This window comes from Brucella pseudogrignonensis, from assembly GCF_002252525.1.
GTDB classification, from domain to species: domain Bacteria; phylum Pseudomonadota; class Alphaproteobacteria; order Rhizobiales; family Rhizobiaceae; genus Brucella; species Brucella pseudogrignonensis.
Map to the genome: position 1 here is coordinate 206,368 of NZ_NNRM01000017.1, position 23,039 is coordinate 229,406.

Genomic DNA, 23,039 nt, shown 5'->3' on the forward strand with positions numbered 1-23,039 from the left:
AGAATTGCTGCAGAATTACGAGTTCGGAAAGCCAAGTTCGGCTTCGATGGCCTCAAAAGTTTCTTCCATCGCATAGGTTGGGCTGAAGGGAATTCCGAAATGGCCATAAGCGATTGACATTTGCCCTTCGGCCTTGCGTTCGCCACCTTTGGCTACGGCGGCGACATAAAGTGCTGCGGCAAGACCAGTTCGGTCTGATCCAGCTTTGCAATGAATGAGAATTGGCTTTTCAGCAGTCTGCATGAGTGCAATCAGCTCGCGTGTCCGCTCTGGCGTCAGCTGGCGACTGGACGACATCGCATAGTTCGTAAGCTTGATGCCAAGAGCACTGGAAGTTGTAACTTCGTCGTCATACCATTTCGCGCCAGGCTCTGCGCCGCGCAGGTTGATGATTGTTTTAATACCATAAAGCTCTTTTAATTTAGCGATGCGAGACGGATCGGGTTGGTTGGATCGATATGCCTGCCCCGCTACAATCGTATGGATATTACCTTTGTATTGAATCGCAAAAAGATAGCCGCCCAAGAAGCTAGCGCCGATTAAGCCGCTGAGACTTAATATTTGGACGTGGTTGAGCGAGAAATTGGCGTATCTTTTGAAGAAGTTCATGTTTTTCTTTAAAAGAGGATTGTTGAATAAAGCAGTTTTTCATTTATTCTTTGATTTAGATTTTTATGTAGTTATATTGAGGCTTAATATTGTTCGTTGAGAATATATGTTTGATTTTTTTCTGAGTTATCAGGGTTGACCCGATCGGACATTTGCTCGCTATAGCTTGAAGAATTTCAGTTTTAGCTCAAATGATCGTCAACAGGTAAGCTTCGGTTAACCATAAGTGTTTAGTGTATATGTATCAAAATGGGGCAATTAGCGGAGCAGGTTTATGCAGCGCTATAGATTTGACGATAAAAGAGTTCTGATCGAAGCAATCGTTGAGCTTCTCAATAGAGGTGTGGAGCCGGATGAGCTTGATCTTGTATTAAGCCGTATTGGTCCGGTTGATCTTGATCTCATGCAGCAATGCCTGATCGAAGTCTGGAATTATAACCATCCAGAACCCATCGAAACACCGATGGCGGCTTAATCGGCATCTTTGATTGTGAAATCCACTCTTGGTGTACCGGCGATAAGGTTTTCCTGAGAGTGTCACAATCTTGAAATGCTCGGCTGCTATATCCATATTGTATCGGGAATTCATTTGGTGATGCGACCACGGATGTACTGGCGCAACCTAAATGAGAGCGGAAGGTCGGGTTCACCCCGGCCTTTTTCGTTTTTGGCTGTCAATGAACTTTTGCGATGATAATTATTCCCGATCTGCAGTATTTATCCTACAGCGGTTCCAGTTAAGACTGAATTGTTGGGGCCGCTGTAACTGTTTGGTTTTACGCATTTTCCGACGCATCGCAGCAGGAAAATAAATCAGTCCGGCGAACTGATTTCCCTGCGGAGACGCTTCGCACTTTTGCTGGAAATGCTATAAGTCTCGGAAGACCGGTTTAGCGCGGGTGTTAACCCAAGCTAGTATTAATTCGACGTTATCACAGCACGGATTTTCATCATGATACGCCATATAGTTCTTGTTAAATTCAAAGCCGAACTCGATAGCGCGAGCATTGAGGCTGCTTTGAATGCAGTTGTCGCTCTGAAAGATAAAATTGAGGGCATCATTGCCGTAAGTGTTGGTGATAACAACAGTCCGGAAAATCTGGAAAAAGGCTTTCGCCACGGCTTTGTTGTGGACTTTGTGGACTCGGCTGCGCGCGACGCTTATCTGCCCCACCCAGAGCACGCGAAAGTCGGAAAAGCGCTGGTCGAAGCCGCAGAAGGCGGCCTCAGTGGGATTCTGGTTTTCGATTACACCTTCTGATCGTTTTAAAGCAGAAGTCCACCGACGCCCATTCGTGCAAGGGCGTCTGAATCAAGTGCTAAGCCAGCCATTAATCTGTCTAGCACTTGGTCGAGACTATTCTCACGCGCACTTCTAGCTGTTCCCGGCGCCACGATGATGTACTTTCCGTTGAGCTTTCCGAGCGAGAGTAGATTGCCGGGATCAACGGGAATGCCGATACGGAGAATTTCTCCTCCTGCCTGAACGATGGACCTCGGCACAATATCGATCTCGTCCGCAACCGCGGAAGCACTGAAAATAATCAGCAGATCGCAACTGGTGCTCAGCTCACTTATGGCCTTAGACAAGGGAGCTATTTCGTGTGCTACACGCGTCTCCGCTATCACCGAACCGCAATTGTGTTGCACGCGCTTTGTGATCAATTCGTGGGTTTTATCGAGTACTGTTTCGCGAACGGAAGGAAGTCGTGACTGAATGACGCCGAGTCTCGTTTTCTCAAACGAATGAACCGCGAGAACCTGTTTTGTCTCGAGGACTGTGCGAATATTTCCAATAAGAGAGCCCGGAACGGCAAACGGAATGATTTTGACGGTTGCAACCATTTGCCCGCTTTCAACGCGGCTAAGATTGTTCAACGTCGCCACTGATATCCGCGGGTCGAGCAAGTTAATTTTATCGATGCCAGCAACATCAACACTAAACAAACCGTTGCTGCGGGCAAAGAGATTGACACGGCCGGTTGTGGCAGGGCCTGCCTCAATCATATCTTCAATCAGGCTTTGTCCTATTATGAGGGCTGCTTCATCTTCGCCAATATCATTGGGTTCCAGCCGAGCGGCAACAACGCGCTTGATTCCCGCTCGTTTCAAAGCTTCGATGTGATTTTCGGTCAGCAAGGTGCCTTTGCGAACACTCTCCGCCTTCGTCACCAGCGTATAAGCCAGTATTGCACCCTCTGCCTCGTCAATCGCCCACTCAGCGAAAATCATGAACGTATCTCTTGGTCGCTATTTCATGAAAGTTACCCGGTAATGTCAGAACTCTTATCTGAAATGAGATCGTTAAGAAACGACCGGTATTCGCAACGATGGAGTTTATCTCTTTCAGAAAACGAATATTTTCCCAGACAGAAGCTGTAAAGCTGATGTTGGTTGAGAGTCTTTCCGCGCCGTTGCGTTGACACTTAACAAAATATGCGTCTCTATCAGGTCGGATTTATTATTAGTTTTTCTTTTTTTATTTAAGTAAATTAAAATTTAAATTTGTACGAATGTTGAATTTTTAATTATTAGTTTCTATTCACGTCAGTAAATTTCTATCACGATTGGGTTATTTTGCTTTTTTTATTTAGCTATTTTTGAAAAGATCATGATTTATGGCTAACTTACGGCAAACTATATCAATTTTGTCGTTCTCCGAGTCATTTCTGACTCATGTGGCGTGTCCGGCCGCGACATTTCGAACCAGTACATTTTGCTCCAAGCAGGTGACAAACGGAATTATTCGTTATAACGGTTCCTTTGGAATTTTCAGAATTTACCGAAAACTAGGAAATGACGCATGCGCCGGAGCTGAAGCTCTGCGCGCAGGATGGAAAGACAAATGAAACACGGCACCCCCCGGACGATCGTTTCGTTCGCCGTCTTGGCCCTCACGGCGTTTCTCGCCGGCTGCGAGAACCAAGTCCTGCTCTCTCCGAAAGGAGAGGTCGGTGTGGCTGAGCGCGATCTTATGCTTTTCGCAACTGGTTTGATGCTTCTCGTAGTGCTGCCGGTCATCTTTATGACCTTGTACTTCGCGTGGAAGTATCGCGCCGACAACGATAAAGCAGAATACAAACCTGACTGGCATCATTCTACAAAGATTGAAGCTGCAGTCTGGCTTATTCCGTGCGCCATTATTGTGGTTCTCGGAACGGTAACTTGGATTAGCACGCATAAGCTCGATCCTTATCGTCCGCTGGAATCAAATATTCCGCCAATCAATGTCGAAGTCGTAGCGCTCGATTGGAAGTGGCTGTTTATCTATCCGGATCAGGGTGTTGCCTCTGTCAACGAAATGGCAATGCCTGTTGGCGTGCCTGTCAATTTCAAGCTGACTTCCAGCAATATCATGAACTCCTTCTTCATTCCGGTACTCGGTAGCCAGGTCTATTCCATGCCTAGCATGCAGACCAAGCTTCACCTGATTGCTGACCACGAAGGTGTGTTCGACGGCATTTCCGCAAACTATAGCGGCCAGGGCTTTGCCCAGATGCGTTTCAAGGCGCATTCGCTGGATCAGGCCGGCTTTGACAAGTGGGTTGCTGATGCAAAGGCTTCTGGTCAGGAACTGTCGCGTGAGCGTTATGCTTCGCTGGTTCAGCCAAGTGAAAAAGCTCCGGTTCAGCATTTTGCTTATAACGACAAGGCACTGTTTCATAACATCGTAAACCGTTGCTGGGATGGCAAGTCGGTCTGCCTGGATGATCAGATGCATCAGGCTCAGATGGTTCGTGAAGCTCGCGCAAATCTACGCAAGTCTTCGCCAGTCGATTTCAGCCTTTGGGCAAATGACATCATTTGCGCCATTCAGCCGCAGCGCCTGTCGCAGCTTGAAAACTGATTTGCCGATGCGGCTTAGCCCTGGAAATTGTCCGGGGCTAAGCCGCTGATCGCACTCCAATCGAAGTAAGAATAGAAATGTTCGGAAAACTTACGCTCGAAGCGATCCCGTATCACGAGCCTATCATCATGGTCACATTGACCGCGATAGCTGGTGGGGCGCTCGCTATTCTCGCAGCCATTACCTACTATAAAAAGTGGGGTCCACTCTGGAACGACTGGCTGACCTCTGTCGATCATAAACGTATCGGCATTATGTACATTATTCTGGCTTTCGTGATGCTGTTCCGCGGCTTCTCGGATGCTGTCATGATGCGTGCCCAGCAGGCTTTGGCTTCTGGCGCTAATGAAGGCTTTCTGCCGCCACATCACTACGATCAGATCTTCACCGCCCATGGCGTGATCATGATCTTCTTCGTGGCAATGCCTTTCATCGTCGGTCTGATGAACTTTGCCGTACCGCTTCAGATCGGTGCGCGCGACGTTGCGTTCCCGTACCTCAACTCACTGAGCTTCTGGCTGACAGTTGCTGGTGCAATTCTGATCAACGTTTCGCTCGGCGTTGGCGAGTTCGCCAAGACCGGCTGGCTGGCCTATCCACCGCTTTCCGGCAAGGAGTTCAGTCCAGATGTCGGGGTAGATTATTATATCTGGGCCTTGCAGATTTCCGGTATGGGTACGCTTCTTTCGGGCGTCAACCTGATCACAACCATCATCAAGATGCGCGCACCCGGCATGGGCATGATGCAGGTTCCGGTTTTCACTTGGACCGCGCTCTGCTCGAACGTCCTGATCGTGGCTGCGTTCCCGATCCTGACCGTCACGCTCGCTCTGCTGTCGCTTGACCGTTATCTGGATTTCCACTTCTTCACCAATGATGGTGGCGGTAATCCGATGATGTATGTGAACCTGATCTGGATCTGGGGTCACCCAGAAGTATATATTCTGGTTCTGCCTTGCTTTGGCGTTTTCTCTGAAATCATTGCGACCTTCTCTGGCAAGCGTCTGTTTGGTTATGCATCGATGGTTTACGCGACCGTTGCCATTACCATTCTGTCATTCCTTGTCTGGGTGCACCACTTCTTCACAATGGGTGGCGGTGCAAGCGTAAACGCCTTCTTCGGCGTTGCAACGATGATCATCTCGATCCCGACCGGTGCAAAAGTCTTCAACTGGCTCTTCACCATGTATAAGGGGCGGGTTCGCATGGAAACGCCGGTCATGTGGACCATCGGCTTCATGTGTACCTTCGTTGTTGGTGGTATGACAGGCGTTCTTCTTGCTGTTCCGCCTGCAGACTTCGTACTGCACAACTCCGTGTTCCTGATCGCCCACTTCCACAATGTGATCATCTCGGGCGTTCTGTTCGGCTGCTTTGCCGGTCTCATCTACTGGTGGCCAAAAGCATTTGGTTTCAAGCTGCATGAAGGTCTTGGCCGCAAGGCATTCTGGTGCTGGCTCGTTGGCTTCATTCTCGCCTTCATGCCGCTCTATGTGCTCGGCCTGATGGGTATGACCCGTCGTCTGAACCACACCGAAAACCCGGCATGGCACATCTATCTGATCGTTGCTGCTATCGGTGTCGCGATTATCCTTTGCGGTATTGTGTTCCAGGTTCTGCAGATCATGATCTCCATCCGCGATCGCGAAAAGCTGCGCGTTGTTGATGGCGACTCATGGGGCACAGGTCGTACACTCGAGTGGTCGATTTCGTCGCCTCCACCATTCTACAACTTTGCTGAAGTGCCGCATGTCCGCGATCACGACAGCTGGTGGGATATGAAGCAGAACGATTATGTTCGTCGTACCGAAAAGTTCGCGCGCATTCATATGCCAAAGAACACCGGAACTGGCTTCATCATCGGTATCCTGTGCATTCCATTTGGCTTTGCCATGGTGTGGCATATCTGGTGGTTGGCAATTGCGTCGTTCATCGCTGTCTTCGCAGTTGCTATCGCCCACTCCTTCAACAATGACAGGGACTTCTATGTCTCGGCCGATGAAGTACAGCGCGTCGAAGACGCCTATACCCGGCAACTGAATGCTCAGGAGGCATGATCCATGAGCGCGACTGTTACGACTACCGGCCCTTTCAAGGGCGGAAACGAGCATCCCGCTCACGAAGACCATCATGATGCAGGGTCGACCACACTGGTCGGCTTCTGGATCTACCTGATGAGCGACTGCGTTCTCTTCTCGGGTCTCTTTGCAACCTATGCTGTTCTTGCACATCAGTTCGCGGGCGGTCCAACCGGCCGTGAACTCTTCGACCTGCAGTTTGTGTTGACTGAAACCATGCTGCTTCTGGTGTCGTCCCTGACCTATGGTCTGGCGACGCTGTCGATGTACAGGAATAACCGTGCAGGCGTTCTGTTCTGGTTGGGCGTAACCTTCCTGCTTGGTGCGGCGTTCTTGGTTATGGAAATCTATGAATTCCATCACCTGATCGTGGAAGGTGCAGGCCCTGACCGCTCAGCATTCCTTTCGGCATTCTTTGCGCTGGTCGGAACGCATGGTCTCCACATTACTTCGGGTCTGGTCTGGATTCTGGTGCTTTCGGCCCAGCTTCTGCGCGATGGCCTGACTGAAAAGAACCGGACGCGCGTGATGTGCTTGAGCCTCTTCTGGCACTTCCTGGACATCATCTGGATTGGCGTCTTTACCCTTGTCTATCTGCTGGGTGTATTGTGATGAGCTCTGGACACGAAACACATGATCAAGCCGCACATGGCAGCCTGAAGTCTTATCTGATTGGCTTTGTGCTGGCGGTTATTCTCACCGTCGTTCCCTTCATGCTGGCCATGAACGGTTACTTCACGCCTGCGACTACCGCAGCCATCGTGCTCGGTATCGCCGTCGTTCAGATCCTGGTGCATCTGGTTTACTTCCTGCATCTTGATCCGAAGTCGGAAAATGGCTGGAACATCCTGGCGCTCATTTTCACGGTCATCATTCTGGCCATCGTGCTTGCTGGCTCCATCTGGGTCATGCATCACCTCGATACCAATATGATGCCGATGTATATGACGCCGGATGATGCACGTAATCTGCCATAATCAAACTTCAAAGGGCATGTTTCTGTAGGCCTTTTGATACCAGATACCTGGCCTGACGGCCCGGTTCCGCGGCTTTTTTCCTCCCTCTCCCCCTTAAAAGCCGCGTGGCGCCCCGGTTCCCTCCGGGGCGCTTTCATTTTACTTGGTAAGAAGATGAGTCATTTATTCCAAGTTTATCTTGTATAAAATTTTAATAAAATTTCGATCCTTATTGCTGGATGATATCCGTAATGCGGCTCTTGTGTTTATAATTCCGCATCAACAATAATGATATTTACCATCATAAACAGACTTATTTGATTTAATCTATTTAATGTTGTATGTGTTGCTTCGTTAATTTCTTCGCATTGCATTTGTGTAGTTGCATATTTGGAGAAGTATCGATGTTTTTATTTAAGAGAGTACTTAATAATAAGTTTCTTGGGGGATTGACTTTTGCTATGGCTGTTGCCGTTCCGGCATTGGCGTTTGCAGCCTCTGCAACTGTGACTGCAAACGTAAATGTTCGCAGTGGACCCGGCGCAAATTATGCGCGTTTGGCTGCTCTGCCCGCAGGTGTTAGCGTGAATGTGGGGTCATGTCGTGGAAGCTGGTGCCAGATTTATAATGGCAACAGAGTTGGGTTTGTTTCTGCACGTTATGTTCGCTTTGGCTCCTATAACGGCAACGCTTATGCTGCTCCGTCTAACACGACTGTAATTGTCGGCAATGATGGCTACAACGACGGTTGGGCCCCTGGTTTCGGTCTTGGTCTAGGTCTCGGCTGGGCAACAGGTGGCGGCTATTGGGGGCCGGGTTGGGGCGGTCCAGGTTGGCGAGGCGGGCCAAACTATTACAACGGTTGTATTGGCCGCAATTGCCAATCCAATCGTGGCGGTGGGCGCAATGGCTGGAACCCTCGCTGGGGCCATGGTCCACAATGGGGTGGCCGTGGATGGCCGCAGGGCCAGGTTCGCGGTAACTGGGGGCCTGGTCCGATTGTGGGGCCGCGCTTCACATCTGGTCAGGGTCGTTTCGGCGGGCTTAACCGACCAGCATTCGGTAATCGTGGTTTTGGTGGTGGCGGCATGCATTTTGGAAACATGCGTCCCATGCATGCCGGACGGTAGGAATAATCACTTATAGCATTTCCAGCAAAAGTGCGAAGCGGTTTTGCATCGGATAATGCGTAAAAACAAACAGTTACAGCGGTTCCAACGGTACATTCTTAGCTGGAACCGCTGTAAATCAATCGATATCAGGTCGTTATCCTCCCCTCCTGATGGCCTGATCCGCGGCTCACTGGAAACTCCTCCCTCCAGTGGGCCGCAATCATTTTGCAATGTGCGCTTTGCATATTAACCCTCCATTGACTCAATCTATTCAAAATAGGGAATAAAGAATGTTTGGGCTTTGGAAGCATTTTGAGATTCTGATCGAGCCGATGTGTATTTTCGGTTTTGCTTAGAAAAAATCTCGTCCGGGCCTGAAATGTCTTAACGCATCTGGGTTGAAGCTTGGCCTTCCCACTACTCTATGTTAATCCCTGAATCGTCCTGGGATTTGGGGGAGGACGAAGCGCTACCCGAGCGGTCGTAAAACAGAAACCGGACAGTAACGTGTATGACTTGGAGTAACAGGACGATACAGGGAAGAAGTCTTATTGTGCTCGCGCTTGCGGTGCAATTTGCTTCGATGACGGTGTCGCCTGCATTGGCGTTCGAGATTTTTGGCGTCCGCCTCTGGGGCAAGGATAAGACGGAGGATGCCGATGCGGTCATCTCCGATCCCAAGCATTATTCAGTAAACGTCGAGGCAACAGGCAGTCGCAAAAACGCTGACGGTAGCGATGCTGACGTGAAATCCGTTATCGAAGGCGCTTCTGGCCTCGTATCGGATGAAGATAAGCCAGCATCAGGTTCAGCAGGGCTTTTGGCCAAGGCGCGTGGCGATTATCGCCGCATTCTATCAGCGCTATATGGCGAAGGTCGATATGGTGGCACGATCTCCATCAAGGTTGATGGTCGTGAAGCCAATGATATTCCCGTTGATGCCGATATCCCAGACAATGCCAAGATCGACATTTCAGTTGATCCCGGTCCTCAGTTTTTGTTCTCGCGCACAGCAATTTCCAACATTGCGCCGCCGCCTGTCGACAAGCGCGATAAAGTGCAGTCGCCGGAAGAAGCTGGCTTTGCACCCGGTCAGGTTGCCCGTTCAGGTACGATCCTGAAGGCAGAGCGTCTGGCAGTCGAGGCCTGGCGTCAGCAGGGCTATGCGAAGGCAAAAGTAACCGGCGAAGACATTGTAGCCGATCACGACGGCAATACACTTGCCGCTGACGTTTCGCTCGATCCGGGTCGTAAGGCGCATTACGGTCCTGTGAGTGTGGTTGGTACAGCGCGTATGGACCCGCAATTCGTAGCCTGGATGACGGGCTTGAAGCCGGGACAGGAATACGATCCTGACGATATAGAGAAGGCTAAAAAGCGGCTTGGTCGCATGGAAGTCTTCCGTGCGATGAATTTCGAGGAAGCCGAGAAAATTGAGGCGGATGGCAGTCTGCCAATGACGCTCAATGTTCAGGAGCGCAAGCCACGCCGCTTTGGTTTTGGTGCAGAATATTCAACGCTTGATGGCTTCGGCGTCACCGGATACTGGATGCATCGCAACCTTTTCGGCAGAGGCGAACGTTTGCGCTTTGATGCCAAGGTCAGTGGTGTAGGTGGCTCACAAGACAACTCGTTCGATCCGGCCAACTTTACCTATACGCTGGGCACGAGCTTCACAAAGCCTGGGGTTTATACGCCGGACACGGATTTCGTTGCAGCACTCGATGCAAAGCGTGAAGTGCTCGACGCCTATACCGAAACATCGATCAATGCGAAGACGGGCTTCACGCAGATTTTCAGTGATGAGCTTTCGGGGGCGCTTTATGCCAAGGCCAGCCATGGCCGCTTCGATGACGATTATTTCGGAACCCGTGAATTTACGACAGGCGGGCTTGAAGGCAATCTTCTTTATGATGGCCGCAACAACAAGCCCGACCCAAGCTCCGGTGTCTATCTCGAAGGCAATATTCAGCCGTTCTACGAGTTTCAACGCGGCAATTTTGCAACCCGTTTTACAGCTGAGGGCCGTGCCTATTACGGCTTTGGAGCAACAAACCGCGTGATTCTCGCAGGTCGCGTAAAGGTCGGTTCGGTTGTTGGTGCCGATATTGCAGATCTGCCGCCCAACCAGCTTTTCCTTGCGGGTGGCGGTGGCTCCATCCGTGGCTATTCCTATCGCGGTGTCGGTGTTGAAACATCGACGGGCGATGTCATCGGTGGCCGCTCGCTGGTTGAAACATCGGGTGAAGTGCGCGCACGCGTCACCGATTCCATCGGTGTTGTTGGCTTTGTCGATGCGGGCTATGTGGGCGAGCAATCCTATCCAGATTTTTCGGAAGAAATGCGTGTGGGCGCGGGTCTCGGCTTACGCTATCTGACGGGACTTGGGCCGATCCGCCTCGACGTCGCACTTCCGCTTAACCGCCGCTCGGGCGATCCGAGCTATGCATTCTACGTAGGCATAGGACAGGCGTTTTGACCAGATTTCTTGCACTCTTAGCCTTCATTCTCTTCGCCATTCCTGTGGTCGCGCAGGAGCAGGCGGAAGAGGAAAAGTCGTATTTCATTTCTTTCGTGGAGAGCAAGCTTTCCGCGCCAAACCGTCGTATCCAGTTTTCGGGTCTGAGCGGTCTTCTGTCATCTGAAGCGAGTGTCGGCGCAATTACCATTGCCGACCGTGAAGGTGTATGGCTGCGAATTGAAAATGCAAAACTCAACTGGAGCCGCACGGCGCTGTTCACTGGCCGACTCAGCATTCAGTCGCTGGTGGCAGAGCGTATTGACCTGATCCGCAAGCCGTTGCCGGATAACAGTCTGCCTTCGCCTGAATCATCAAGCTTCAGCCTGCCGGAACTGCCGCTTTCGATCAATATCGACAGCCTCGACGTCTCAAGCCTGCACTTTGGTCAGGATATTTTCGGTCTGCAATCGGAAGTTTCGCTCAACGGTAATCTGTCGCTGGCCGATGGATCGCTGAATTCCGCTTTCAATATCAAACGCCTTGATGGCCCGGGTGGTAATTTTTCGCTCCGGGCAGCTTATGCCAATGCCGATCAGAAGCTTGATCTCGATCTGAAGGTTGCGGAACCGGCCAATGGTATTGTTGCCAATGTGCTCAATATTGATGGCCGTCCGCCTGTTGATCTGACGCTGACCGGCAATGGCACGCTCGACGACCTCAAGATCGATCTGGCCCTTGATACCAATGGCAGCCGCACGCTCACCGGCGGCTTTACGCTTGTTCGTCAGGCTGACGGGCGTGTTTTTGCAACGCGTGTCGATGGACCTATCGCGGTTCTGGTTCCGCCAGCATTTCGCGACTTCTTTGGTGCAGAGACTGCACTTGTCGCCAATGGTTTGCTGAAAGACGGCGGTGGCTTCCGCCTTGATGATCTGGCGTTGAATACCGCTGCTTTGAAGATAAAAGCTTCAGCTGAATCCGGAAATGATGGCTTCCTGAACAAGCTTCGCGTTGATGCGGCCATTCAGGATGACAGCAAGGGCGAGGTACTCCTGCCGGTAAAGGGTGGTGATACGACTATCAACAACGCCACACTGCAAATCTCTTATGGTGATCGTCCAAACAATGACTGGACGGGTAAGCTTGCGGTTTCAGGTTTCAAGAATGCGACCGTATCAGCTTCCAGCATCGCGCTGGATATGGGCGGCGTTGCTGAAAATCTTGGTGATATTACAAATCGCCACGTCACTTTCAATGTGAATGGCGGCATCAGCGGTATTGATGCTACGGATGCAAAAGTTGCCGAAGCGCTGGGTCAGAAAATCGATCTGGCGATTGCGGGCGGCTGGCGCGCCGGCTCGGCTGTTGAGCTCGCCAAGGCAAGCATCGAGGGCAATGGTCTGAGCCTTGAGCTTCAGGGCAACATTGATGACTTTGCATTCAACGGCGATATCATTGCCAAGGTTGCGAGCCTTGCTCCTTATGCCGAGCTCGCTGGACGTGATCTGGCTGGCAGCATTGACGTGAAGGCATCCGGCATTGTCAGGCCGATCAGCGGCGCATTCCAGCTCAATCTTGATGGTACGGCGCAGAACATGCGTACCGGCACCGAAGCCGTGGATAATATCCTCGACGGTGAAGTCCGTCTCAGTGGCGCTCTGGGCCGCAGCGCGGAAGGATTTTCCGCGCGTGATTTCCGCATCGGCAATGAGCTGAGCGAAATCACTGCCAATGGCTCATTTGCATCCGATAAAGCCGATTTCGATTTTGGCGTCATGCTGTCTGATCTCAAGCTTCTGTCCGACAAAGCTTCCGGTCGCATGACGATCAAGGGTAGCGCGCGTGGCGATGATAAGCTTATTGCTTTGGCCCTTCGTGCCGATGCACCACAGGGCACGCTTGCCGACCGCAAGCTCGCCGATGGTGCTCTTGACTTCAACGCGCTTCTGGACGGCAATGCAACGACGGGTGCATCGCTTTCCGGCAAGCTTGCAGGCAGTGCGTTCCTCAATGGCGAAAAGATTGATCTCGGGTCAGTAATCGATATCGTCAATGACGAGAAGCGTCTGACCAACCTTGTATTCAATGCAGGCGGCGCGCATCTTTCTGGCAATGTTACACAGAACGCCAAAGGCCTTCTTGCTGGCCAGCTCAATGTGGATGCACCGGATATCTCGACCGCCGCGGCACTTTTCCTCGCCGATGCAACGGGTGCGGCGAATGCCGACATTACGCTCGATGCCAATGGCGAACGCCAGAATGCAACTGTTAATGCCAAGGCCAATAGTCTCAAGATCAATGGTAATCACATTGCTTCGGCTGATATTGCGCTAACGGCACAGGATCTGTTTGGTGTACCGGTCGTCGATGGCACAGCGGCAGCGCGCGATATTCTCGTTGGCACTTTAGGCATCGACAATTTTGATGCAAAGGCCAATGCAACGGGAACAAAGACCGACTTCACTGCGAGCACCAAGCTCAAGATTGGCACTTTGGCCAACGCATCCGGTTCGCTGGAGCCGAAGGATGGTGGTTTTGAGCTGGGGCTGTCATCTGCCGATGTGAGGCAGGGTTCACTTTCAGCGGTACTAGCAGCGCCTGCAACCATCGCCATGAAAGGCAGTGACATTTCGTTTGGCGATATCATCGTCAATACCGGTGACGGTCAGGTAAAGGTCAATGGTGCGATTGGAGAGCGTCTCGATCTTTCGGTTGCACTTTCCAATCTGCCTTTGGCGCTCGCTAATACCTTCAAACCTGATCTTGGTCTTGGCGGCACGCTCAATGGCACGGCTCGCGTCACAGGAACACGTGAGAACCCGAATGCTGCTTTCGATATTGCCGCGCGGGGCGTCACGGCGGCACAGCTAAAAGATCAGGGCATCGCGCCGCTCAATGCTGATGCCAAGGGTAGCTCGGATAATAATCGTCTGAATGTGGATGCTCATGTTACTGGTGGTGGTGGCATTGATGTGACCGCAAAGGGTAGTGTTCCGCTCGGACAGGGCGATATGGCGGTCGATATCAATCTCGCCAATCTGCCACTGACTGCACTGAATGGCGCTGTGAAAGGGCAGGACCTTGCGGGTAATGTCACGGGTACAGCGCGTGTCACCGGACCTTTGACCAATCCTGCTGCAAGCTTCAATCTGCGTGGTACAGGACTGGCGGCAAAGCCTCTGCGCGACAACGGCCTTGCGCCGCTGAGCCTGCAAGCTGCTGGTAACTATGCGGCAAAGGCGGTCGATATTTCTTCGCTGACTGTTGATGGTCCGCAGGGCCTCAATGTCACAGCCAACGGCAAGGTTCCATTCTCGGGACAGGGCCTTGGTGTCAATGTTTCTGGCAGTCTTCCACTAGCACTCGCCAACCGCTTCCTTGCGGACCGTGGTGCGCAGGCAAGCGGTACGCTTTCGTTGACGGCAAGTGTTTCAGGCGGATTTGATAAGCCACAGCTTCGCGGGATGTTCTCGGCGTCAGGTGCGCAGTTTATCGATCCTGAAACCAATGTTCGTCTGAACAACATCAATATTATGGGCGCGATGGAGGGTGAAACCATCACGCTCCGTCAGGTCAATGCAGCCTTTGGCAGTGGTGGCGCGATTTCTGCGACCGGTACGATCTCGACTAATGCTGCAGCCAATTTCCCGGCGAATATTGATATCAAACTTGATCGTGCGCGCTATGCCGACGGCAAGTTGGTGGTGGCAACGGTGAATGGTGGCATTACGATCACCGGGCCGCTGATGCGTGACCCGCTGATCGCAGGCCGCATCGATGTGGATCGTGCCGAAATTACTGTGCCGGAGAATCTTGGCGGTGGTGCAACCTATGTTCCGGTGCGCCATATCAATACGCCCAAGAACGTTCAGGCGACGCTCGATCGCGCTAAAGTGGAAACGCGCCGCAGCAAGGTGCCGACGCCCACTGCTCGCCCGACAGTTCCGCGTCTTGATGTCGTTGTAAACGCGCCAAACCAGATATTTGTTCGTGGTCGTGGCATTGATACTGAGCTTGGCGGTCGCGTACGGCTGACAGGTCCTGTGACCGGCATCCAGCCCGTTGGCTCATTTGATCTTATTCGCGGTCGCATTGGCATTCTCGGCCAACGCATCACCTTCGATGAAGGACATGTCACGCTCGTTGGCGACCTTAATCCGCAAATCAACTTTGTTGCACGCAGTGAAGGCGATGACATCACGGCAATTGTTACGGTGACCGGCACGGTCGATAATCTCAATATCGTGTTCTCGTCTTCACCGGAATTGCCGCAGGACGAAGTGCTGGCGCATCTGATCTTCAAGCGCTCAATCGGCGAATTGTCGGCGTTTCAGATTGCACAGCTTGCAGCAGCAGCGGCAGAATTGGCCGGCGGTTCCAACAACTCGCTGATGGGTAAACTGCGTCAGGGAACAGGTCTCGACGATATTGATGTCGTGACTGACAGCAAGGGCGAAACTGCCGTCCGTGCGGGTCGCTATATTCGGGACAATATTTATCTGGGTGTTGAAGCCGGTTCTGGCGGATCGACCAAAGGCACCGTCAATTTAGACATTTCCCGCAACCTGAAGGTCAAGGGCGCGCTTGGATCAGAAGGCGATTCCAGCGGCGGTATCTTCTACGAAAAAGATTACTGATCGATCAGCAAAGCTTGATCAAAAAGGCCGGGTATCTCCCCGGCCTTTATTTTATCGACCTCACGGTAACCATTTTTCTTAACGTTTGCGCGAGTGATTTAACGCTTCCTCAACCATAAGGACGCAAATTGTTGGGACGATAAAAGGGCATTTTGCCGATTGTTTCGAGTTGGACGATTTGTATGTCTAAGTTGAGTGAGAAATTAAGCCGTCGTCATTTTCTGCTGGGCACCGGCGCTGCCATGCTTGGCGGTGTCGCGGGCTGTTCGCAAACCATGGACATGTCTGCTTTTCAGATGAACATCGACCCGATGTCCACAAGCGGCATATCGCCGATGCGCCCGCAGATCAGTGTCGATAAGAACATTACGACGCCGGATGTGATGTATGCTTCGGTGCAGGAAGGGCCTTATGCACTTCCAGCCATTCCATATCAGAAAGTACCGAAAGAATTTCGCCGTCAGATCGTGCCTGATCCGACAGGCGAGGCGCCTGGAACCATCGTGGTCAGCACCAAGGATCACTTCCTGTATTACGTGCTCCCGGGTGGCGAAGCGCTGCGCTATGGCGTCGGCATCGGTAAGGCTGGCTTTGAATGGCAGGGCCGCGCCAATGTTCAATACAAGAAGCAATGGCCGCGCTGGACGCCTCCGCCGGAAATGATTCAGCGCAAACCAGAGCTTGAAAAATACCGCAATGGTCAGGAGCCTGGGCCGCAAAATCCGCTGGGCGCGCGTGCGCTTTATATCTTCCAGAATGGCCGCGACACGGGCTACCGCATCCATGGGTCGCCGGAATGGTGGTCGATTGGTCAGTCCATGTCCTCGGGCTGTATCCGTTTGATGAACCAGGACATCATCGATCTTTATAATCGTGTTCAGGGGCAAGCACCGATCATCGTTGGATGATCGGTTCACCGATGGGCAAAAAATAGAGCGCGCACATATGATCTATGTACGCGCTCTCGTTTTTACCGGACGGACTGGAGGCGTTTCGCCCGGCTGATCGTTGCTTTTGCTTATTCGTAATGAACCGGCTTGGTCGCGGTGTCGGCAAAAGCAACAAGGCGAGAAAGCTCGATCTTCATGCTGTCGACCGATGCATGAAGGGTGGTTGATGCAGTCGTATCCTGCGCCATCTGGGTCGATATTGCTGGCATGGCAAAGGCTGCCGTCGTAAGTGCGATAGCAGCAACAAAGCCGAGGCGTCGTTCGGTTCTGGCTTGCATTTTCGTTCTCCTCGCGCCGCTTTCTGCGGCCTAAATCAAATTCATTTCCTACGCAGCGTTCCTGAAATCAGTGAAAGGTCGCGCGCCGGTTTATGTTCAAAGCACTGTCGATGGCGTGAATCGGTATTGGCAACAAAGTCTGTCCGAAATCGGCCAAAGTATCGGCAAAACTGCGGGCCGCATCTGCCACATCGTCGCAACGCCGTTTGCAGGCGATTGCTTCAAGGCATGTTTGGAGCAGTAAGCCATCCTGATTCTGAACGCCTGAAATCAGGCCCAGCGTCAGGCACTCTTCTCGGCAGACATGCTGTGAATCGAATGGAAAGGCGCGTAGCTGGCAGCTTGCACAATGACGCAGCACGCGGATGAACTGCGAGAGCTCCCCCACAGCACGCTTTGCTTCCGATGGTCCAAGCAATTCCGAATAGAGGCCCCAGGTCATTTCCCAAGGAATGATCGATCCGGTTTCAAAACCAGCTGTCCAGCGGCGATAGCCTTCCAGCACCAGCTTCTCAGGCAGGCGATCATAATAGCCCACGCTGTTGGCGCCGTTCAGCTCTGTTATGCGCATATTCATGTTCGCCTCCACTCAGAGGTACGAACTGACGCGCAGCTTTGCTGCTTTTGCTTCGCGAGGCGTTCTGTTTCCCCTCGCGCATTGCAATATCCGGTCGGCATAAGATGAAGTTGCCAAGGCAACCCATCCACATTTGCGGACCGGCACTCACTGAGACCGATCATAGGTCCTCCAATCGAACGGGTTCAAGGCCCAAACATCAAAGGCTGCACAAAATAACTCTCGCGCATAAAAGCTCTAAATTGATCTGGAGTCAATTACTCAGCTTTTAGAAAAGTGAATTATTTCAACAGTGTAGAATTATTCTAGACTATAAAAGTCATGTTTATAGCAATAAACGAAGAACGCAACCGCTACAATTGGGTAGCGGTTGCGGCAAACGGGCGCATAATGCACGGAGAGAAGCGCGTTACCACCCTTTGCTCTAGAGCGCCGTGCGCCCTTTTGGGCGCAAAAAATGGCTCTAACACTCTATATTTACGGCATAATTTTACCTCAATCCGATTCAGATTTAAGGAATTATGCTGTGGCGTCTTACGATATTAGTGGTTTGAATGATCGTCGGACTTGCCGCTCTGCGGCGTCACAGGAAATTCGAGATCGATCTTGCCAGCCTTTTCGAATTCCAGCGTCGCGGAAACCTTGTCGCCTTCCTTGTAAGGCTGGTCTGGCTGAATGAACATCAGGTGATAGCCACCGGATTTCAGCTCAACCGTTTCGCCAGCTGGAATATCCAAGCCGCCGTCGAGCTTGCGCATCTTCATGACCTGATTTTCCATGCTCATTTCATGGATTTCAACGCGCTTGACACCGGTTGTTGTGACGCTGACCAGCTTGTCTGCATCCTTGCCGTCGTTTTTGATGGTAAGGAAGCCACCAGCGACTTTTGCACCTGGAACCATGGCGCGGATTGATGGGCCGCTGATGCTAAGATCGCCGACCTTGGTTGGGGCCATAGCATGATCGCCGTGGTTTCCGTGGTCACCATGCCCACCGTGGCCCGCATGTTCATCGGCGCCAGACGCAGCCATCACGCGAAGCTGTGGTGCCGGATGTTCCAAATCATGGGGGTTTTGGCCTTCGGCTGCAATTTCGGTCCATGCGACGGAATCATCTGTGCCGCAGAACTGCGTGACTGGGAAGGAGAGGGTTGTGTCCTTATCGAACTTGGCAAGCTGGCCAACCACGACAAACTCATCATAGAAGTCGCTTGGCAGTTCACCTTCGCTCCATGTGACCTGCTTTACGCCGGAGGTTATGTCTTTGCCGTGGATCTTATAGCTCTGCGCATAGTCGCCCTTGGCTGTTTCAACTTTCCAGCCAGCCTTCGGCTGTGGCTGCGCTGAAACAAAACCTTCTGGCAGTTCAATCTTTACAGCGGTCGTGGCTTTGCCCTCGCAGCCGTGCGGGATGCGGACAACCGCCTTGTAGAAACCGCCAGCCTTGGCTTCGCTCTGTTCAAGCGACGAGTGGGCACTGGCAAAGCCGGCTGAAGCGCAAAGTGCGAAAACCGAAATAGCGGATGTAAGAAAACGAGTGTTTTTCATTGTAAGAAACCTGAATAATCAAATGTAGGGACGCAGCGCTGTTAAGCGTGCGCAGGAAAATTGATTTCAGGCAAAGGGCGGCGCTTGTGGTGGCGCGGACGGTGGATAGGCTGTTTGCCGTAAGATTGGCTCTGACGGTACGACAATGTCAGCAGCGGCAACATTCGGTGCAGCACCAGTTGATGGTGCGGGGGTAGGGCAAAGGAATGCCGACGAAATACGGCAGGCATCACAGATATTACTGTTATGCAGATGTTGATCCCGGTCATGTCCGTCCTGATCGACTGCGTGATCGGTGATACAGAGAACGGGATAACTGCCATCAGGCAGAACATATTCTGCAAGCAGCAATTGTTCAGGAGAAGCGAGCGTAACAGGCTTGTGCCCAAAAGCGACAAGCATCAGTGCCAATACGCTCAGAATGCGTATCGCCAATGTTGCCCGTAACTGGACTGCGCGCGTGTTCAACCCAAAAATCTCCTTCAGGATCGACCTTATCTATTCCAACGTGGCTGTCTTTGCCAAGCGTCAAATAGAAGCGTTCTTAAGGCAGTAGAGAATAAGGTGGGAGCTCAGAGCCAAGAATTTTGCTTGCGCTCAAAGAAGGTCTGCGCCCCCTTATTCCCTTACTCAAACATAGCGCCCGCCGTGCTGAATGACTTCGATCTTGTAGCCATCCGGATCTTCGACAAAGAAGAAGCGCGCGACCTGCACGTCACCATTCTTAAAGTCTACCAGCTTGCCGACCTTGAAGCCCAGTCCTGTGAAACGAGCATGTTCTGCATCAAGTTCATCAACCACAAAAGCTAAATGGCCATAACCGTCGCCGAGGTCATATGGCTCTGTACGCCCCTTGTTGATGGTCAACTCTACTTCGAAGTCGGCTTCGTCATTGCGCAGATAAACAAGCGTAAAGCTTTCGAAATCGATGCGCTCGGCGATCTTCAGACCGAAAGCCTGATCATAGAAGGAAACAGACTTTCCCTCATCAAGAACGCGTATCATCGTGTGGATGGCTTTGGCCATTATGTCACCTGTCTCTCAAAACTCTTTGCTTGGTTCTATTGGCCTTTTGGCTAAAACTGGATTATCTCAAGACATGCAAAGCGGGCAAGCGGAGAGCTTGCCGCAGACGAGGTTGGAATAATGTCAGGCGTAACGCGTGAACAGGTTCTCGAACGGCTGAAAGCTGTGACAGGGCCAGATTTCGAAAGCGATGTTGTGTCGCTCGGTCTGGTGTCGGATATTTTCATTGCCGACGGCAAGGTCTTCTTTTCCATCACGGTTCCTGCGGATCGCGCAAACGGGCTTGAACCAATGCGATTGGCTGCTGAAAAGGCGGTTAAGGAAATTCCGGGTGTGTCCGGTGCGCTGGTCACGCTGACTGCGGAAAAGAAGGGCGGTCGCACAAGTGACGATGCGCCCCCGCCACCAAAACCACAGCCACGCCCGACACAGGCTGCGGCAGCGCCAAATCGCCAACCACCGCAACCGCGCCCGGCAGCCAAGCCTGGTATTCCCGGCGTTGGCGCAATTATTGCTGTTGCATCCGGCAAGGGGGGTGTCGGTAAATCAACGACTGCCGTTAATCTGGCGCTTGGTATGGCCGCAAATGGTCTGAAGGTCGGCATTCTCGATGCCGATATTTACGGCCCATCCATGCCACGTCTGCTCGGCCTTTCTGGTCGCCCGGAAACGGTTGAAGGCCGCATTCTCAAGCCAATGGAAAACTACGACGTCAAGGTGATGTCGATGGGTTTCATGGTGGATGAAGACACACCGATGATCTGGCGCGGACCGATGGTTATGTCGGCGCTGACACAGATGCTGCGCGAAGTGGCATGGGGTAATCTCGACGTCCTTGTCGTCGATATGCCGCCCGGCACCGGTGATGCACAGCTCACTATGGCGCAACAGGTGCCGCTGGCGGGTGCAGTCGTTGTTTCCACACCGCAGGATCTGGCGCTGATTGATGCGCGCAAGGGACTGGCCATGTTCCGCAAGGTCGATGTGCCGCTTTTGGGCATAGTCGAGAATATGAGCTATTTCATCGCGCCCGACACTGGCAAGCGCTATGATATTTTCGGACATGGTGGCGCGCGCAAGGAAGCTGAGCGCCTAAACGTGCCATTCCTTGGGGAAGTGCCGCTGCATATGGATGTGCGCGCGCATTCCGACAACGGCACACCGATCACAGTCGTTGAACCAGACAGCGAACATGCGAAAATCTATCGCGATATTGCAGCCAAGGTTTGGGCGAATATGAAGTCGGGTGAGGGAGCTGGAAAGCCCGCTCCGGCGATTGTGTTCGAATAACCCGCAAAAGGAAAAGGGCCCGAGAGGGCCCTTTTTATTATGTAACCACCGACGGTTCAGTGCGCCCGCTGCGCTTTTTTACCTCGGCAATCTGTTCTGCTGCATCAATCAGCGTTGCCAGTGTTTCCTGCGTGTCGAGATCATGCTTGGCCTGATCTGCCTCATATCGCTCGATATAGATGCGGATGGTGGCACCCGATGTGCCTGTGCCGGAAAGACGCAGAACGACACGCGCACCGCCTTCAAAATAGATGCGGATGCCCTGATGTTCGCTTACCGAATGGTCGATCGGATCATGATAGGCGAAATCATCGGCCTTTTCGATCTTCAGATCGTTGACGCTGGTGCCGGGCAGGCTTGCAAGCTTGCCACGCAGATCAGCAACCAGCTGTTTTGCGATGTCGGAATCAACAGCTTCATAATCGTGACGGGTGTAATAGTTGCGGCCAAAACGCGCCCAATGCTCTTCGACAATGGCTTTCACGCTTTCCTTGCGCACCGCCAGAATGTTGAGCCAAAGCAGAACTGCCCACAGCCCGTCTTTCTCGCGCACATGGTCAGAGCCAGTGCCGGAGCTTTCCTCACCGCAGATCGTCACCTTGCCGTGGTCGAGCAGATTGCCGAAGAATTTCCAGCCGGTTGGCGTTTCATAAATGCCGATGCCCAGCTTTTCTGCAACGCGGTCGGCTGCGGCGCTGGTTGGCATGGAGCGGGCGATACCCTTGATGCCGTCCTTATAGCCGGGTGCCAGATGCGCATTGGCCGCAAGCATTGCCAAAGAATCGGATGGGGTTACGAAAATGCCGCGTCCGATGATGAGATTGCGGTCGCCGTCGCCGTCCGATGCCGCGCCAAAATCCGGTGCCTTATCAGACATCAGAAGGTCGTAAAGCTCTTTGGCATAAACGAGATTTGGATCGGGATGATGTCCGCCAAAGTCTGGCAGCGGAACGAAGTTCATCACGCTGCCTTCCGGAGCGCCAAGACGATGCTCAAAAATCTCCTTGGCATATGGCCCGGTAACGGCATGCATGGCATCGAATTTCAGGCCAAAGCCGCCCTTGATCATGGCGCGTATGGCATCAAAGTCGAACAGGCTTTCCATCAGTTCGGCGTAGTCTGTGACCGGATCAAAGACGACGATTTCGGTGTCGCCAACTTTGGCGGTTCCGAGCGTGTTGAGGTCGATATCAGCTGCTTCTATGATCTTGTACTGATCGATAACCTTCGAGCGCGCAAAGATCGCTTCGGTAATCTTTTCAGGCGCAGGACCGCCATTGCCGATATTGTATTTGATGCCAAAATCTTCGTTCGGGCCGCCGGGATTGTGGCTGGCGGAGAGAATGAGACCACCAAAAGCCTTGTATTTGCGGATCATGTTGGAAGCTGCAGGTGTGGAGAGAATACCACCCTGACCAACCATGATGCGGCCGAAACCATTGGCCGCTGCAATCTTGATGACTTTCTGGATCACTTCGCGATTATAGAAGCGACCATCACCACCAACCACGAGCGTCTTGCCCGCAAAGCCGTCCAGCACATCGAAAACCGATTGGATGAAGTTTTCAGCATAATTGGGCTGCTGGAAAACCGGGACCTTCTTGCGCAGACCGGATGTTCCGGGTTGCTGATCCTGAAAGGGCGTGGTTGCAACTGTCTTGACGGTCATAT

Annotated in this window: 19 protein-coding genes; 11 read left to right on the forward strand and 8 right to left on the reverse strand. The window is 52.3% G+C overall.

Features of this window, described 5'->3' with window-relative positions; translation table 11 throughout:
* Window positions 1-15: 15 nt before the first annotated feature.
* Window positions 16-609: a tyrosine-protein phosphatase gene (locus CEV34_RS07595; protein WP_007872999.1), complete on the reverse strand. Its 594-nt coding sequence runs from the start codon at window positions 607-609 to the stop codon at window positions 16-18.
* Between the two features lie 274 nt (window positions 610-883).
* Here CEV34_RS07595 and CEV34_RS07600 point away from each other — a divergent pair, with 274 nt between their 5' ends.
* A complete protein-coding gene (locus tag CEV34_RS07600; RefSeq protein WP_007873000.1) occupies window positions 884-1,084 on the forward strand; it encodes a hypothetical protein in 201 nt (66 codons plus the stop codon).
* A gap of 477 nt (window positions 1,085-1,561) precedes the next feature.
* Window positions 1,562-1,870: a Dabb family protein gene (locus CEV34_RS07605; protein WP_007873001.1), complete on the forward strand. Its 309-nt coding sequence runs from the start codon at window positions 1,562-1,564 to the stop codon at window positions 1,868-1,870.
* A gap of 5 nt (window positions 1,871-1,875) precedes the next feature.
* Here the strand turns inward: CEV34_RS07605 and CEV34_RS07610 are convergent, their stop codons facing one another.
* A complete protein-coding gene (locus tag CEV34_RS07610; protein ID WP_007873002.1) occupies window positions 1,876-2,841 on the reverse strand; it encodes a molybdopterin-binding protein in 966 nt (321 codons plus the stop codon).
* A gap of 613 nt (window positions 2,842-3,454) precedes the next feature.
* Here CEV34_RS07610 and cyoA point away from each other — a divergent pair.
* From cyoA to CEV34_RS07650, 8 genes are all read left to right on the forward strand, one after another.
* Complete coding sequence (gene cyoA / locus CEV34_RS07615) at window positions 3,455-4,456, forward strand: ubiquinol oxidase subunit II (RefSeq protein WP_064322346.1); 1,002 nt, start codon at window positions 3,455-3,457, stop codon at window positions 4,454-4,456.
* A gap of 77 nt (window positions 4,457-4,533) precedes the next feature.
* Complete coding sequence (gene cyoB, locus CEV34_RS07620; RefSeq protein WP_007873004.1) at window positions 4,534-6,513, forward strand: cytochrome o ubiquinol oxidase subunit I; 1,980 nt, start codon at window positions 4,534-4,536, stop codon at window positions 6,511-6,513.
* A 3-nt stretch (window positions 6,514-6,516) separates the two neighbouring features.
* Complete coding sequence (gene cyoC, locus CEV34_RS07625) at window positions 6,517-7,146, forward strand: cytochrome o ubiquinol oxidase subunit III (protein ID WP_007873006.1); 630 nt, start codon at window positions 6,517-6,519, stop codon at window positions 7,144-7,146.
* Complete coding sequence (gene cyoD / locus CEV34_RS07630) at window positions 7,146-7,511, forward strand: cytochrome o ubiquinol oxidase subunit IV (RefSeq protein WP_007873008.1); 366 nt, start codon at window positions 7,146-7,148, stop codon at window positions 7,509-7,511. Before cyoC ends, cyoD begins: the two co-directional genes overlap by 1 nt.
* Before the next feature lie 383 nt (window positions 7,512-7,894).
* Window positions 7,895-8,620, forward strand: a complete 726-nt coding sequence (locus CEV34_RS07635) for an SH3 domain-containing protein (protein ID WP_039859429.1) — start codon at window positions 7,895-7,897, stop codon at window positions 8,618-8,620.
* A gap of 493 nt (window positions 8,621-9,113) precedes the next feature.
* A complete protein-coding gene (locus CEV34_RS07640) occupies window positions 9,114-11,081 on the forward strand; it encodes an autotransporter assembly complex protein TamA (protein WP_051063900.1) in 1,968 nt (655 codons plus the stop codon).
* The gene (locus tag CEV34_RS07645) at window positions 11,078-15,700 is read left to right on the forward strand and encodes a translocation/assembly module TamB domain-containing protein (RefSeq protein WP_083898614.1); all 4,623 of its coding nucleotides are present in this window, start codon (window positions 11,078-11,080) and stop codon (window positions 15,698-15,700) included. Before CEV34_RS07640 ends, CEV34_RS07645 begins: the two co-directional genes overlap by 4 nt.
* 182 nt (window positions 15,701-15,882) lie before the next feature.
* Window positions 15,883-16,608: a L,D-transpeptidase gene (locus CEV34_RS07650; protein WP_007873013.1), complete on the forward strand. Its 726-nt coding sequence runs from the start codon at window positions 15,883-15,885 to the stop codon at window positions 16,606-16,608.
* Window positions 16,609-16,718: 110 nt separating this feature from the next.
* On the opposite strand, the gene CEV34_RS07655 is transcribed toward CEV34_RS07650, so the two are convergent.
* The 5 genes from CEV34_RS07655 to CEV34_RS07675 all read right to left on the reverse strand — a co-directional run bounded on the left by CEV34_RS07655 (window position 16,719) and on the right by CEV34_RS07675 (window position 20,078).
* A complete protein-coding gene (locus tag CEV34_RS07655) occupies window positions 16,719-16,928 on the reverse strand; it encodes a hypothetical protein (protein WP_007873014.1) in 210 nt (69 codons plus the stop codon).
* Between the two features lie 67 nt (window positions 16,929-16,995).
* Window positions 16,996-17,505: a hypothetical protein gene (locus tag CEV34_RS07660; protein WP_171379998.1), complete on the reverse strand. Its 510-nt coding sequence runs from the start codon at window positions 17,503-17,505 to the stop codon at window positions 16,996-16,998.
* Between the two features lie 542 nt (window positions 17,506-18,047).
* Window positions 18,048-19,052, reverse strand: a complete 1,005-nt coding sequence (locus CEV34_RS07665) for a DUF1775 domain-containing protein (RefSeq protein WP_007873016.1) — start codon at window positions 19,050-19,052, stop codon at window positions 18,048-18,050.
* Between the two features lie 66 nt (window positions 19,053-19,118).
* Complete coding sequence (locus tag CEV34_RS07670; RefSeq protein WP_007873017.1) at window positions 19,119-19,520, reverse strand: hypothetical protein; 402 nt, start codon at window positions 19,518-19,520, stop codon at window positions 19,119-19,121.
* Between the two features lie 162 nt (window positions 19,521-19,682).
* A complete protein-coding gene (locus CEV34_RS07675; RefSeq protein WP_007873018.1) occupies window positions 19,683-20,078 on the reverse strand; it encodes a VOC family protein in 396 nt (131 codons plus the stop codon).
* A 120-nt stretch (window positions 20,079-20,198) separates the two neighbouring features.
* Here CEV34_RS07675 and apbC point away from each other — a divergent pair, with 120 nt between their 5' ends.
* Complete coding sequence (gene apbC / locus CEV34_RS07680; RefSeq protein WP_007873019.1) at window positions 20,199-21,368, forward strand: iron-sulfur cluster carrier protein ApbC; 1,170 nt, start codon at window positions 20,199-20,201, stop codon at window positions 21,366-21,368.
* Between the two features lie 37 nt (window positions 21,369-21,405).
* Here apbC and CEV34_RS07685 read toward each other — a convergent pair whose 3' ends face one another.
* The gene (locus CEV34_RS07685; RefSeq protein WP_007873021.1) at window positions 21,406-23,037 is read right to left on the reverse strand and encodes an alpha-D-glucose phosphate-specific phosphoglucomutase; all 1,632 of its coding nucleotides are present in this window, start codon (window positions 23,035-23,037) and stop codon (window positions 21,406-21,408) included.
* Between the last annotated feature and the right edge of the window lie 2 nt (window positions 23,038-23,039).